Annotated in this window: 13 protein-coding genes; 12 read left to right on the top strand and 1 reads right to left on the bottom strand. The window is 70.6% G+C overall.

The annotated features are described in order from the left end of the window. From ACYVAK_RS12655 to ACYVAK_RS12600, 12 genes are all read left to right on the top strand, one after another. Nucleotides 1-1,281: a TRAP transporter large permease gene (locus tag ACYVAK_RS12655; protein ID WP_461061510.1), complete on the top strand. Its 1,281-nt coding sequence runs from the start codon at nucleotides 1-3 to the stop codon at nucleotides 1,279-1,281. Nucleotides 1,282-1,345: 64 nt separating this feature from the next. Continuing rightward, on the top strand, nucleotides 1,346-2,458 hold the full coding sequence (locus tag ACYVAK_RS12650; protein WP_461061508.1) for a LacI family DNA-binding transcriptional regulator: 1,113 nt from the start codon (nucleotides 1,346-1,348) through the stop codon (nucleotides 2,456-2,458). A gap of 32 nt (nucleotides 2,459-2,490) precedes the next feature. Continuing rightward, nucleotides 2,491-3,243 carry a 2-dehydro-3-deoxy-D-gluconate 5-dehydrogenase KduD gene (kduD, locus tag ACYVAK_RS12645; RefSeq protein WP_461061506.1) on the top strand — a complete coding sequence of 251 codons (753 nt, stop codon included), beginning with the start codon at nucleotides 2,491-2,493 and terminating at the stop codon, nucleotides 3,241-3,243. Nucleotides 3,244-3,291: 48 nt separating this feature from the next. Further along, nucleotides 3,292-3,927, top strand: coding sequence for an RpiB/LacA/LacB family sugar-phosphate isomerase (locus ACYVAK_RS12640; protein WP_461061504.1), 636 nt, complete (start codon nucleotides 3,292-3,294; stop codon nucleotides 3,925-3,927). A 140-nt stretch (nucleotides 3,928-4,067) separates the two neighbouring features. Continuing rightward, nucleotides 4,068-4,523, top strand: coding sequence for a type II 3-dehydroquinate dehydratase (aroQ, locus tag ACYVAK_RS12635; protein ID WP_461061502.1), 456 nt, complete (start codon nucleotides 4,068-4,070; stop codon nucleotides 4,521-4,523). A 58-nt stretch (nucleotides 4,524-4,581) separates the two neighbouring features. Next, nucleotides 4,582-5,070, top strand: coding sequence for an acetyl-CoA carboxylase biotin carboxyl carrier protein (gene accB, locus ACYVAK_RS12630; protein WP_461061500.1), 489 nt, complete (start codon nucleotides 4,582-4,584; stop codon nucleotides 5,068-5,070). Between the two features lie 10 nt (nucleotides 5,071-5,080). Further along, nucleotides 5,081-6,448, top strand: a complete 1,368-nt coding sequence (accC, locus tag ACYVAK_RS12625; protein WP_461061498.1) for an acetyl-CoA carboxylase biotin carboxylase subunit — start codon at nucleotides 5,081-5,083, stop codon at nucleotides 6,446-6,448. 35 nt (nucleotides 6,449-6,483) lie between these two features. Then, nucleotides 6,484-6,966 carry an acyl-CoA thioesterase gene (locus tag ACYVAK_RS12620; RefSeq protein WP_461061496.1) on the top strand — a complete coding sequence of 161 codons (483 nt, stop codon included), beginning with the start codon at nucleotides 6,484-6,486 and terminating at the stop codon, nucleotides 6,964-6,966. Nucleotides 6,967-7,023: 57 nt separating this feature from the next. Next, on the top strand, nucleotides 7,024-8,397 hold the full coding sequence (gene dbpA / locus ACYVAK_RS12615) for an ATP-dependent RNA helicase DbpA (RefSeq protein ID WP_461061494.1): 1,374 nt from the start codon (nucleotides 7,024-7,026) through the stop codon (nucleotides 8,395-8,397). A 43-nt stretch (nucleotides 8,398-8,440) separates the two neighbouring features. After that, nucleotides 8,441-9,004 (top strand): NAD(P)H-dependent oxidoreductase, encoded by a 564-nt coding sequence (locus ACYVAK_RS12610; RefSeq protein ID WP_461061492.1) that lies wholly within the window; start codon nucleotides 8,441-8,443, stop codon nucleotides 9,002-9,004. Nucleotides 9,005-9,014: 10 nt separating this feature from the next. Next, nucleotides 9,015-10,814, top strand: a complete 1,800-nt coding sequence (locus ACYVAK_RS12605) for a cation:proton antiporter domain-containing protein (protein ID WP_461061490.1) — start codon at nucleotides 9,015-9,017, stop codon at nucleotides 10,812-10,814. A gap of 17 nt (nucleotides 10,815-10,831) precedes the next feature. Continuing rightward, on the top strand, nucleotides 10,832-13,786 hold the full coding sequence (locus ACYVAK_RS12600; RefSeq protein WP_461061488.1) for a diguanylate cyclase: 2,955 nt from the start codon (nucleotides 10,832-10,834) through the stop codon (nucleotides 13,784-13,786). A gap of 27 nt (nucleotides 13,787-13,813) precedes the next feature. Here ACYVAK_RS12600 and ACYVAK_RS12595 read toward each other — a convergent pair whose 3' ends face one another. After that, nucleotides 13,814-14,254 (bottom strand): hypothetical protein, encoded by a 441-nt coding sequence (locus ACYVAK_RS12595; protein ID WP_461061486.1) that lies wholly within the window; start codon nucleotides 14,252-14,254, stop codon nucleotides 13,814-13,816. Nucleotides 14,255-14,274 lie beyond the last annotated feature (20 nt).

Genomic DNA, 14,274 nt, shown 5'->3' with positions numbered 1-14,274 from the left:
ATGGATACCGCCCTGCTGTTCGGCCTCTTCTTCCTGCTCCTGCTGCTCGGCGTCCCGGTGGCCTATGCGCTGGCGACCGCCGCCGTGGCCACCGTGCTCTACCTCGACCTGCCGGTGATCCTCGCCGTGCAGCAGTTCGCCGCGGGATCGGGCGCGGTGTCGCTGATCGCCATCCCGCTCTTCATCTTCACCGGCGAGCTGATGCTGCGCGGCGGCATCTCCGAGCGCCTGATCCATCTCGCCGCGGCGATGGTGGGCCACATCCGCGGCGGCCTCGGCCAGGTCAACGTGCTGTCGAACCTGTTCTTCGGCGGCGTCTCCGGTTCGGCGATCGCCGACGTCTCGGCCGTCGGCGGCGCGATGATCCCGCAGATGGTGAAGCGCGGCTTCGACCGCGACTTCGCCGTCAACATCAGCATCAGCGCGGCGCTCGTCGCCCTGCTGGTGCCGCCTTCGCACAACCTGATCCTGTACTCGGCGGCCGCCGGCGGCGGCATCTCCATCATCGACCTGTTCGCAGCCGGCGTCGTGCCCGCGCTGATGATGACCGGCGCGATGATGCTTACCGGTTGGATCATCGCCCGGAAGCGCGGCTACGCCGTCGAAGCGTTCCCGGGGATGCGCGAGCTGCTGGTGCGCGCTGTCGCCGCGGCGCCCGGCCTCGCCCTGGTGCTGCTGATCTTCTTCGGCATCCGCTCGGGTGTCTTCACTGCGGTGGAGAGCGCGGCGGTGGCCGTGGTGTACGCGCTCGTCATCACGGTACTGGTCTACCGTTCACTGCGCGGTGCGGCCCTCGTCGCCGCGGTGATGCATGCCGCGCGCACCACGGGGAGCATACTTTTCGTCATCGCCGCCGCCGGCCTGTTCGGCTGGCTGCTGGCCTTCCTCGAAGTCCCCGCCGCGGCCGTGGCGCTGCTGCAGGGCATCGCCACCGAGGGCTGGATGGTGCTGCTCATGATCGTGCTGGCCCTGCTCGTGCTCGGCACCTTCATGGACCTCGCCCCGCTCATCCTGATCTGCACGCCGATCTTCCTGCCGGTGGCCCGCGCCTTCGAGATCGCGCCGGTGCACTTCGGCATCGTGCTGATCCTCGCCGGCGGCATCGGTCTCATCACGCCGCCGGTGGGCTCGGTGCTGTTCGTCGGCGCCGCCATCGGCCGCATCGACGTGGCCCAGACCCTGCGCACCCTGTGGCCGTTCTATGGCGCCGCGGCGACGGTGCTGTTGGCCGTTACCCTGATCCCGGCGCTGTCGCTGTGGCTGCCCGCGGCCCTGAAGTGAGGAACGGCTCGCTACCCCACCGCATGGCCGCTAGCATCGCCCGGTCCCCACTGCCGCGACGCCAATGAGTGCCGAGAAGACCCCGCCGCGCAAGGCGAAGCCCGCGACCCCGCGCGCCACCACGAAGGCGGCGAAGCCCGCCGCCGACGCGCCACCCGCCGGCCGCGCCACGATCAACGACATCGCCCGGCTGGCCGGCGTGTCGAAGAAGACCGTCTCCCGGGTCATCAACGGCTCGGAGCTGGTGCGCGGCCCCACCCGCGAGAAGGTGCAGCGGCTGATGGACGAGCTCGGCTACACGCCGGACCCGCAGGCGCGCGGCCTCGCCTTCCGCCATGCCTTCCTGATCGGCCTCGTGTTCGACAACCCGACGGCCCAGTACATCGTCAACATCCAGTACGGCGTGCTCGATGCCCTGCGCGGCTCGGGTTTCGAGCTGGTCGTGCACCCCTGCGACAGCAAGAACCCGGACTACGTCGAGGACATCAAGCGCTTCGTCCAGCAGCAGAAGCTCTACGGCGTGGTGCTGGTGCCGCGCGTCTCCGAGGACCAGGCGCTGGCCGAGATGCTGCAGTCGCTGGGCGTGCGCTACGCGCGCATCGCCTCGGTGCCGCTCGACGAGGCGGGGCGCATGGTGCTCACCCACGACCGCCGCGCCGGCGCCGAAGTGGCCGAGTACCTCGAATCGCTGGGCCACCGCCGCTTCGGCTTGATCACCGGCCCGAAGCGCTACCGTTCCTCGCTCGAGCGCGGCGGCGGCTTCCTCGAAGGCTTGAAGCGCCGCGGCATCAGCCTCGACGACGAGCAGGTCTACGAAGGCGGCTACACCTTCGAATCCGGCGTGGCCGGCGCAGACGCCCTGCTGTCGCTGGAGCCGCGGCCCACCGCCATCTTCGCCTGCAACGACGAGATGGCCGCCGGCGTCTACAAGGCCGCGCAGCGTCGCGGGCTCTCCGTGCCCGCCGACCTTTCGGTCGTCGGCTACGACGACAGCCCGCTGGCGCGCCAACTGTGGCCGTCGCTCACCACCATCCACCTGCCGGTGCGCGATCTCGGCCGCGAAGCCGCGCAACTGCTGCTCTCGAAGGATTGGCCGCGCGCGGTCGAGCCGGCCGCCGCCTTCACCGTCCACCCGCACCTCGCGGTGCGCGATTCCACCCAGCCCCCGCGCGGCTGAGCCGCCGCGCCCCACGACACCGGACCACCGCCATGAACCCCTTCTCGCTCGCCGGCCAGGTCGCCCTCGTCACCGGGGCCAACAAGGGCCTCGGCCAGGGCATCGCCCTCGCCCTTGCCGCCGCCGGCGCCGACATCGTGGCCGTGAGCAGTTCGAACGCCGACGAGACGGAGGCGAAGGTGAAGTCGCTCGGCCGCCGCTTCCACTTCATCGCCGCCGACCTCACCAGCATCGCGCCGATCCCGGGCATCCTCGAGGGCACGCTCGCCGCCTTCGGCCGGCTCGACGTCCTCGTCAACAACGCCGGCATGATCCGCCGCGCCGACGCCGTCGACTTCACCGAAGCCGACTGGGACGCGGTGATGGACCTGAACCTGAAGTCCGCCTTCTTCCTCGCCCAGGCCGCCGGCCGGCACTTCATCGCCCAGGGCCGCGGCAAGATCATCAACATCGCCTCGATGCTGAGCTTCCAGGGCGGCATCCGCGTGCCGTCCTACACGGCCAGCAAGTCCGGCCTGGCCGGCATCACCAAGCTGCTCGCCAACGAATGGGCGGCGAAGGGCGTGAACGTCAACGCCATCGCGCCCGGCTACATGGCCACCGACAACACCGCCGCGCTGCGCGCGGACGAGAACCGCAACCGCGACATCCTCGCCCGCCTGCCCGCAGGGCGCTGGGGCGAACCCGCCGACCTCGGCGGCGCCGCGGTCTTCCTCGCCTCGGCCGCGGCCGACTACGTGCACGGCGTCGTGCTGCCCGTCGACGGCGGCTGGCAGGCCCGCTGACCCCCGCTTCCCCTCTCGCGCGCCCGCGCGCACCGCAAGGACTCCGCCATGAAGATCGCCCTCATCACCGAGAACAGCCAGGCCGCCAAGAACGAGCTGATCCACACCGCGCTGAAGACCGTCGCCGAGCCGCTGGGCCACACGGTGTTCAACTACGGGATGTACACGCCCGAGGACAAGGCCTCGCTCACCTACGTGATGAACGGCCTGCTGGCCGGCATCCTGCTGAATTCGAAAGCGGCCGATTTCGTGGTGACCGGCTGCGGCACCGGCATGGGCTCGATGCTCGCCTGCAACGCCATGCCGGGCGTGTTCTGCGGCCTCGTGGTCGATCCGACCGACGCCTTCCTCTTCGGCCAGATCAACGACGGCAACGCCATCTCCATGCCCTACGCCAAGGGCTTCGGCTGGGCGGCCGAGCTGAACCTGCAGGACTGCTACCGCAAGCTGTTCGACGGCGAGCGCGGCCTGGGCTATCCCAAGGAGCGCGCGGCGATCATGGCCCGGAACCGCGGCATCCTGTCCCAGGTGAAGGCGGTGGCCTGCAAGGACATGCTGAGCGTGCTCCGCGAGATCGACCAAGACCTGCTCAAGGCCGCGATCGCCGGCGAGAAGTTCGCCGAGCTGTTCTTCCCGAACTGCCAGGACGAGGCCATCGCGGCGTTCCTGCGCGGGCTGAAGTAAGGGTCATCGGCGCCCGGGCGGAGGCCGCCCAACAAAATTCAAACAGTCGCGATCTCCGGGGATCTGACACCGAAACCCTAGACAGCAAGCTCTAGCGCGGGCAGGCTGTGCACCTTGCCCACCCGGCCCGCTCCCGCGACATGGCGTCGATCCTCGTCCTGCACGGCCCCAACCTCAATCTGCTCGGCACCCGCGAGCCGGCGGTGTATGGCCACGACACGCTGGCGGACATCGATCGTCGCCTCGGTGAACGCGCCGCGGCCGCAGGCCACGACCTGACGACGCTCCAGAGCAATGCCGAGCATGCGCTCGTCGACCGCGTGCAAGCCACCCGCACCGACGGCACGGCCTTCATCCTGGTCAACCCGGCGGCCTTCACCCACACCTCGGTGGCCCTGCGCGACGCCTTCGCGGCGGTGCGCACGCCCTTCATCGAAGTGCACCTGAGCAATCCCCACGCCCGCGAGGCGTTCCGGCACCACAGCTACCTGTCCGACCTTGCCGTCGGGGTGGTCTGCGGTTTCGGCGCGCAAAGCTACGGGCTGGCCCTCGAGGCCGCGATCACGCGACTGGGCGCCGCCGCGCCGGCCCGCTGAGCCTGCGCCGGCACCGCGCCATTTCCCTTTCCACCCTTCAACGCACGCGAGACCGTCCATGGACCTCCGCAAAATCAAGGCACTGATCGACCTGCTCGAGAAGTCCAACCTCACCGAGATCGAGATCAAGGAAGGCGAGGAATCCGTCCGCCTGTCGCGCGCCAGCCGCGCCGCGCCGATGCCCGCCTACGTGCAGGCCGCGCCGGCGGAGCACGCGCCCGCCGCCGCACCGGCCGCACCGGTCGCCGCGAAGGCCCCGGCCGCCGAGCACGCCAGCGAGTCGCACGGCAAGCCGGGCAAGGAGGTGCCCGACGGCCACACCATCCGCTCGCCGATGGTCGGCACGTTCTACGCCAGCCCCAACCCGGACGCCCCGGCCTTCGTGAAGGTCGGCCAGACGGTCAAGGCCGGCGACACGCTGGGCATCATCGAAGCGATGAAGATGTTCAACCCGATCGAAGCCGACGTCAGCGGCACCGTGCGCGCGATCCTCGTGCAGAGCGGCCAGCCGATCGAGTTCGACGAGCCGATGTTCGTCATCTCCTGAGCCCGACGCCATGCTCAAGAAAGTCGTCATCGCCAACCGCGGCGAAATCGCGCTCCGCGTGATGCGCGCCTGCCACGCGCTGGGCATCCAGACCGTGGCCGTGCACAGCACCGTCGACCGCAACCTCAAGCACGTGGCGATGGCCGACGAATCCGTCTGCATCGGCCCGGCGCCCTCGGCCGAGAGCTACCTCAACATCCCGGCGATCATCGCGGCGGCGGAAGTGACCGACGCCGACGGCATCCACCCGGGCTACGGCTTCCTCTCCGAGAACGCCACCTTCGCCGAACGCGTCGAGGGCTCGGGCTTCGTCTTCATCGGCCCCACCGCCGACGTCATCCGCATGATGGGCGACAAGGTCGAGGCCATCCGCGCGATGAAGGAGGCCGGCGTGCCCTGCGTGCCGGGCTCCGGCGGCCCGCTGCCCGACGACGAGGACGAGTGCCTGCGCATCGGCCGCGAGATCGGCTACCCCGTGATCATTAAGGCCGCGGGCGGCGGCGGCGGCCGCGGCATGCGCGTCGTCCGCGAGGAGTCGGCGCTCATCGCCTCCATCGCCACCACGCAGGCCGAGGCCAAGGCGGCCTTCGGCAACGGCATGGTGTACATGGAGAAGTTCCTCGAGAACCCGCGCCACGTGGAGATCCAGGTGCTGGCCGACGGCCAGGGCAACGCCATCCACCTCGGCGAGCGCGACTGCTCGATGCAGCGCCGCCACCAGAAGGTGGTCGAGGAAGCGCCGGCCCCCGGCATCACCGAGGCGCAGCGCGCCGAGATCGGCCGCGTCTGCACCGAAGCCTGCATCCGCATCGGCTACCGCGGCGCCGGCACCTTCGAGTTCCTGTACGAGAACGGCCGCTTCTACTTCATCGAGATGAACACCCGAATCCAGGTGGAGCATCCGGTGACCGAGCTCGTCACCGGCATCGACCTGGTGCGCGAGCAGCTGCTGATCGCCGGCGGCGAGAAGCTTTCGATCAAGCAGGAGGACGTGGTGCTGCGCGGCCACGCCATCGAGTGCCGCATCAATGCCGAAGACCCGGAAACCTTCGCGCCCTGCCCCGGCCTGATCAAGCATTTCCATGCGGCCGGCGGCCCCGGCGTGCGCGTGGATTCGCACATCTACGAGGGCTACAAGGTCCCGCCGAACTACGACTCGATGATCGGCAAGCTGATCGTCCACGGCGCCACCCGCGCGCAGGCCATCGCCCGCATGCGCGTGGCGCTGGCCGAGATGATCGTCGACGGCATCAAGACGAACATCCCGCTGCAGCAGCGGATCATGGCGGACATCGGCTTCCAGCAGGGTGGCACCAACATCCACTACCTCGAGAAGCGGCTGGCCGAGCGCAAGGAAAAGAGCTTCGGCCTCGGCTGAAGCACCCACTGCCGCATCGTCGCGCCGCACCGCCCATGGTCGAACCCGCCGCCGATTTCACGATGACCGTGCTGATGACGCCGGACAAGGCGAACTTCAGCGGCAAGGTGCACGGCGGCGCGCTGTTGAAGCTGCTCGACGAAGTGGCGTATGCCTGCGCCTCGCGCTACGCCGGGCGCTACTGCGTGACCCTTTCGGTCGACCAGGTGACCTTCCGCGAGGCCATCCACGTCGGCGAACTCGTGCACTTCATGGCGCGGGTGAACTACACCGGCACCAGCTCGATGGAGGTCGGCATCAAGGTCGTGGCGGAGAACATCCGCGAGCGCTCGGTGCGCCACGTGAACAGCTGCTTCTTCACCATGGTGGCCATGGGCGACGACGGTCGCCCCACGCCGGTGCCGCCGCTCGAACCCCAGACCGAAGATGAGCTCCGGCGCTTCCGCAAAGGCGAGCAGCGTCGCGCCTTGCGCGCCGAGAACGCCAAGCGCCTCGCCGAGATCAAGTCGGGCGGCTGAGGCGCCGCCCCGGGGCCGCCCGGAACGGGTTCAGCGCCGGGGTGCGACAATGCCGGCATGACGACCCCCTTCGCTTCGCTCGGCCTGCCCGAGCCCTTGGCCCGCGCCTGCGAGTCGCTCGGCTTCACCGAGCCCACGGCCATCCAGTTGCAGGCCATCGGTCCCGCGCTGCAGGGCCGCGACCTGCTCGCGCAGGCACGCACCGGCAGCGGCAAGACGCTGGCCTTCGGCCTGCCCTTGCTGGCGAAGATCGAACCCGCCGCGCTGCGCACCCAAGCGCTCGTGCTCTGCCCCACGCGCGAGCTCGCCGACCAGGTCGCCAAGGACTTGCGCGCCGCCGCGCGCTTCCTGCCCAACCTGAAGATCGTGACGCTCTGCGGCGGCATCCCGCTGCGCCCGCAGCTGGCCTCGCTCGAGGTGGCGCCGGACGTGGTCGTCGGCACGCCGGGGCGCATCCTCGAGTTGATCGCCGAGAACGCGCTGTCGCTCGAACAGGTGGCGACGTTCGTGCTCGACGAAGCCGACCGCATGCTCGACATGGGTTTCGTCGAGGACATCCGAACGCTGGCCAAGCGCCTGCCGAAAACCGCGCAGACCCTGCTGTTCTCGGCCACCTTCAGCGAGGAGATCCGCGCCATCGCCGGCACGCTGCTGCGCGATCCGCTGGAGATCGCCGCGGCGCTCGACGACGCGCCGAAGATCGACGAGTGGGTGCACGTGGTCGAAGGCGGCCAACGCCACTGGGCGGTGATGCAGGTGCTGGCCGACAAGGCCCCCGAGGCCGCGCTGGTGTTCTGCAACACGCGCAAGGAAACCGCGGCGCTCACCGAGGCGCTGCAGCGCGAGGGCTTCGCCGCCGACGCCCTGCACGGCGACCTCGAGCAGCGCGAGCGCGAGGAAGTGCTGGCGCGTTTCGCCAACGGCAGCCTGCGTGTGCTCGTCGCCACCGACGTCGCCGCGCGCGGCATCGACATCGCCGGCCTGCCCATGGTGCTCAGCGCCGAGATCGCTTCCGACGCCGACCAGCACGTGCATCGCATCGGCCGCACCGGTCGCGCCGGCGAGACCGGGCTCGCCGTCAGCATCGTCACGCCGGCGGAAGCCCACTGGCGGCGCAGCATCGAGGCGGCCCGCGGCGCACCCTTCCATGAGCGTTCCCTGCGCCTGAGCCCGCAGCGTCCGAAACCGCTGCCCGCCGCGTTCCGCACCCTGCAGATCGACGCCGGTCGGCAGGACAAGCTGCGCCCGGGCGATGTCATGGGCGCACTCACCGGTGCCGCCGGCCTGCCGGCCGACGCGGTGGGAAAGATCAGCCTCTACCCCACGCGCTGCTACGTGGCCGTGGCGAGGACGCAGGCCGAGAAGGCCCTGGCCAAGCTGCGCGAGCAGGGCATCAAGGGGCGGAAGCTGAGGGTCAGGGCGATCGGCTGACGTCGACCGGGTGATCGGCGCTGCGGCTGGCTAGACTCGCCGCATGCCCAGCCCGTCCCCGGTCCTCCTGCTTCTCGCCCACCCACGGCTGTCCGCCAGCCGGATCAACGCCGCGCTTTGGGCCGCCGCGCGCGGCATCGATGGCGTCACCGTGCACGACCTGTACCGCGCCTATCCCGATGGCTTCATCGACGTGTCGTCCGAACAGCAGCGCTTGCTGGCCCATGACACCGTCGTGCTGCAGTTCCCGATCCACTGGTACGCGATGCCGGCACTCCTGAAGCACTGGTTCGACGAAGTGCTGCAGTCGGGCTGGGCCTACGGGCAGGATGGCAGTGCGCTGCACGGCAAGGGCCTGTTCGTCGCCGCCACGAGCGGCGGCGATCCTCAGGGCTATGGCCGCCACGCCGGGCAGTTCACGCTGGCCGAGCTGTTCCGACCGATCGAAGCCAGCGCGCGCTACTGCGGCATGCGCTGGCTGGGTCATGTGGCCTACGGGGCGAACGAGCGCATCAACGCCCGACTGCCCGAGTTCGCCGCCGACTATGCGGCGCGGCTCGCCGTCCTGGCCGGCGGCGGCGCCCCGCCCGAACACGACAGCCGCTGAGGGCCCGGGCATGCTGCATGACGCGTTGATCTACCTCGCCGCCGCCGTCGTCGCCGTGCCGCTTTTCAAGCGCCTGGGTCTCGGGGCCGTCCTCGGCTACCTGATCGCCGGAATGCTGATCGGGCCCTCGGTCTCCGGGCTGATCGTCGACCCGGAAACGGTGCTCGCATTCTCCGAGTTCGGCGTCGTGCTGCTGCTGTTCCTCGTCGGCCTCGAGCTCAACCCGCGCAAGCTCTGGCAGCTGCGCGTGCCGATCTTCGGCATGGGCGGGCTGCAGGTGCTCTGCACGGCCGGGCTGGTGGGCGGCGCGCTGCTCGCGCTCGGCTCGCCCTGGTTGATCGCCCTGGTGCTCGGCATCGCCGCCGTCCAGAGCTCCACGAGCGTCGCCCTGGCGCTGATGGCGGAGAAGGGCCTCGCGCCGACGGCCGGCGGACGCAGTGCGCTGGCGGTGTCGCTGTTCCAGGACATCATGGTGATCCCGATCCTGTTGCTGCTCGCCTGGGTGGCTCCCTCCGGGAACGGGAGCGGCGCGGCATTCTCACCGCTGGCCGCCGCGGGGCTGATCGTGGGGATGGTTGTGCTCGCACGCTTCGCCATGCGCCCGCTGCTGCGCTTCATCGCCAACACCGGCCTGCGCGAGGTGTTCGTCGCCTTCGCCCTGCTGCTGGTACTGGGCGCCGCCGTCGCCGCCGGACACGTGGGCTTCTCCCCGGCGCTGGGGACATTCCTCGCCGGCGTGCTGTTGGCGGAAAGCGAGTACCGCCACGAACTCAACATCGTGATCGAACCGTTCAAGGGCCTGCTGCTCGGCCTGTTCTTCATCGCCGTCGGGATGGACGTGCAGCTGCCGCTCTTCCTCGAACGACCCGGCCTGATCCTCGGCGCAGCCCTCGCGCTGGTGGTCCTGAAATTCGCCCTCCTCCTCGGCATCGCCCGGCTGTTCCGCCTGTGCGGGCAGGACGGCGTGCTGTTCGCGACCGTGCTCTCGCAGGTGGGTGAGTTCGCCTTCGTCATCCTCGCCGCGGCGCGCGCCAATGGAAGCCTGCCGGCCGACATCGCGGCACAGATGAACGCCATTGTCGCGGCGAGCATCCTCAGCACGCCGCTGCTGTTCCTCGTGGTTTCACGCCTGGTCATGCCGCGCATGAACCGTGCGGAGGCCCGCGAGGCCGACCCCATCGGCGAGCGCAACGAGGTGATCGTCGCCGGCGTGGGACGCTTCGGCCAGGTGGTCTCGCGATTGCTGATCGGCCGCGGCTATGGCGTCACCCTCATCGACCACGATCCCGAACAGGTCGAGCTGATGCGCCGCTTCGGCTTCCGCACGTACTACGGCGACGCCTCGCGGCGCGACGTGCTGGAGTCCGCCGGCATCGAGGACGCCCGCCTGCTGGTGCTGGCCTTCGACGATCCGGAACGCGTGCAGGAGACCGCGCGGCTGGTGCGCGAGCGGTTCCCCACGGTGCGGCTGATCGCCCGCGCGCGGGGCCGAACCGAGGCGTTCGAGCTGGCCGAACTGGGCATCCCGTTCGAGCGCGAGACCTTCCGCTCCGCCGCAGCCGTCGGGGAGCAGGCGCTCGTGGCGCTCGGCGAGCATCCGCACGACGCGCACCGGGCCCATCAGGCCTTCGTCCGCCATGACCTCGCCGTCCTGCACGAGGCGGCGCGGGTCCGCGGCGACGCGCCCGCGCTGGTCAACCTTGCCGCCCAAGGGCGGTCCGACCTCGCGCGCCTGCTCAAGCGCGAGGGTTTGGCCGATGCCGAGGCCGACGACGACAACGACAACCGGTCGCCGGCATCATGGCGCTGAACTCTCGAGGGGTGTCCATGGCAAGCGCCGGGGTCCGGGCGACAGGGCGGAACGCGTGGCACCGCATCGCCGCCTGCGCGCTGGCGCTCGTGCTGCTCGCCGTCGCCCTTCCCGTCGCGGCCAGCGGCCAGCGTGCGCTGAAGGACCTCAACCGCAACCAGTGGACGACGCGCGAAGGCCTGCCGCACAACTCGATCAACGCCATCGGGCAAACGGCCGAAGGCTACCTTTGGTTCGCCACTTGGGAGGGCGTGGTCCGCTACAACGGCCACGAATTCGCCGTCTTCGACCGCCGCGAGATTCCCGTGCTGGCCGACGCCGCGCTTCGCGCCCTCCACGTCGATCACGACGGCCGCCTCGTGCTCGGCGGCGCCCGCGGCACCCTCGTGCGTCGCGAACTCGATGGCGCGTGGCGCTCCCTGCCCGATGCCCCGGCCATGGTGACCCAGGTCGAAGGCGACGCCGAAAGCCGCCTGTGGGTTGGCACCGAAACCTTCGGGGTGATGCAGATCGACCCGACAGGCCGCGGCAAAGTGCTCGAACCGGATGACGGGGTGGACGTCGGCACCAACTACGGCTTGGCCCGCGACGCACGGGGCGGCTGGTGGGCCGCCCATGCGGCCGGCCTGTATCGGGTGGGTGACGACAACCTGCATCCCGCGGGCGCGCGTGGCCTTCCGGCCGGCCCGGTCACCGCGATCACCGCGGACGGCGACCGCCTGCTCGTCGGTACGCCGAGCGGCCTCTATGTGGCCGACGCACGCCAGGTGCCGCTCGACTTCCAACCGCTCGACCCGCAGCTCGCCGGCATCAGCATCAGCCGCCTGCTGCCGGACGGCCAAGGCGGCCTGTGGATCGGCACGCTGAACGACGGCCTGATGCGCTGGACGACACGCGGGCTCGATCGCCTCGGCGTCGGCGGCGACCGCCCGAGTTCCCGCGTGCTCAGCCTGTTCATCGACCGCGAAGGCAGCCTCTGGGTCGGCACCAACGGCGGGCTGTTCCGCTTCACCGACTCGCCCTTCACCAACACCGTCCGCCATCACGGCCTGCCCGACGATTTCGTCCGCACCGTGCTGGCACGCGACGACGGCAGCGTGCTCATCGGCACCGCGCAGGGCCTCGCCGTGCATGCCGAAGACGGCACCGTGACATCGCTTGGCGGGGGCACTCCGCTGGAAGGCGCGTCGGTGCTGAGCCTCGCCGACGCCGGCCAAGGGCGGGTGTGGGTGGGCACCCACGACGATGGCGCGATGCTGTGGGACGGGCAGCGCGTCCTGAAGCACCTGCACACCGCCGAGGGGCTGCCGTCGAATGAAATCCGGGCCCTCCAGACGGACGGCGACCGCCTGTGGCTGGGGACCACCCGCGGCCTTGTGCGCTGGGAGGCTGGCACCCTCCGTCGCTGGGACGAGACCAGCGGCTTGCCCACCAATTTCATCGTCGCCCTCCACCTCGGGGTGCGCCGGGAGCTTTGGGTCGGCACCGGCCTGGGCGCCGTCATCGTCGAGGACGACCGGTTGCGCCCCCTGGATCTCGGCGTCTTCGAGGAGGCGAAGTACGCCTTCGGTTTCCTCCACGACGCCACGCGCGACCACGTGTGGATCGCCTCCGACCGCGGCCTGTTGCGCTTCGACGTGAACGGCCGCCCCACCGGTGCCGTGGGCCTCGCGCAGGGCTTGCCCTACGAAAAGGTGTTCGGCCTGCTGCGCGACCCCCAGGACCAGCTCTGGGCGAGCGGCAACCGGGGCGTGCTTCGCCTCGACATGACCCGACTGAACGACGTCGCCGACGGCGCGGCGGTGCCGCTCGACGTCGAGCGCTTCACCGAAGCGGATGGCATGGCCAGCGCGCAGTGCAACGGCGGCTCGCAGCCGGTGGTGGCGATGGACCGCCGCGGGCGCCAGTGGTTCGCCACCTCGGTCGGAGCGGCGCGCATCGACCCCGCCGACCTCCAGCGCTACACGCGCAACGCCCCGCCGGTGGTCATCGAGTCGATCACCGCCGACGGCCAGGGCATTGCCCCCGCGGGGGCGGCCGCGGTGACGGTGCCGGGCGGCACACGCCGCATCGAACTGCGCTATGCCGGGCTGGGCTTCGTGCTGTCGGAGCGCCTGCGTTACCGCTACCGGCTCGACGGCTTCGACCAGGACTGGATCGAACGCGGCGGTGAAACACTCGCCGAGTACACCACGCTCCCGCCAGGCCGCTACACCTTCCGCGTCGAGGCGGCGCACCCACGCGGCGAATGGGGACAAAGCCGCGCCAGCGTGGTGATCGACGTGGCGCCCCTCTGGTGGGAGCGCACGCTGGTGGTCTGGGGCTTCGTCGTCGCCGCCACCCTGGGTGCCGGCCTGCTGCTGCGCTGGCGCCTCCACCGCTTGGCCGCGAACGAGCAGCGATTGGCCCGGCTGGTCGAGGAGCGCACGCTGGAGATCGAACAGCAGAAGGCGCGCCTGCGGTTCCAGGCCGAGGAGTTCGCCCGCCAGGCGCGCGAGGACGCCCTCACCGGCATCAACAACCGTCGCGCCTTCGACGAGGCACTCGCCCGCGAGTTCGCGCGGGCGCGCCGCAATGGCGCGCCCCTGAGCATCGCCATCGTCGACCTCGATCACTTCAAGGCGATCAACGACCGCTTCAGCCATGCGGTTGGCGATGAGGTGCTCAAGCGCGTGGCGCAGCGGCTGAAGAACGACTCGCGCGGCTTCGACGTGGTGGCGCGCTGGGGCGGCGAAGAGTTCGCGATGCTGCTGCCCGAAACCGCCTTGGGGTCGGCCCGTGCCGCCTGCGAGCGGCTGCGCGAGAGCATCCAGGCCGTGGACCTGTCCGACATCGATCCGGCGCTGCGCATCACCGCCAGCGTCGGCGTGGCGGAAGCCGCCGGCCTGGACGACCACCACCGCCTGCTGCTGCGCGCCGACGAGGCGCTGTACCGGGCCAAGGCCAACGGCCGCAACCGCGTGGAAGGCTGAGCCGGCGCCCCGCGCCGGCAACGCCGCTCAGTGCAGGTTCGGGCCCGGCCCGGCCGCCGCCGCGGCGCGCTTCTTCTCGGCGTGCTCGGCGCGTTCGGCCTCCAGCATCGCCAGCCACTCCTCGAGCGTGTGCCCGCCCTCGGCGGCTTCCTCGGCAGCGGCCTTTTCCAGCACCGGCGAGATCCGCAGCGTGGTGCCGCGGCCTTCCGATTCGCAGCGCGACGCCGTGTGCTTGAGCATGGCGATCAGCAGGCCCGGGCTGTCGATGCCGTCCAGCGCGCGCCCGGCCACCACCATCACCCACTCGTCGCCATGGAGCCCGCCCGCGGCCACGAGGGCGCCAGCGTCATCGACGAGCTGCGCATGCGCGACGAAGGGCGTGCCCGTTCGGCGGGAGGCGGCCGCGTTCGCGGCCTTCTTTTCGCGCTTCTTGCGGGCGGCGCGCTTGGCCTGGGAGTGCTGGGACATGCCGGCATCCTACAATGCCC

This window comes from Silanimonas algicola (assembly GCF_054777375.1).
Note: the sequence above shows the minus strand (reverse complement) of the source record. Positions and strands in the feature narration are given on the sequence as shown.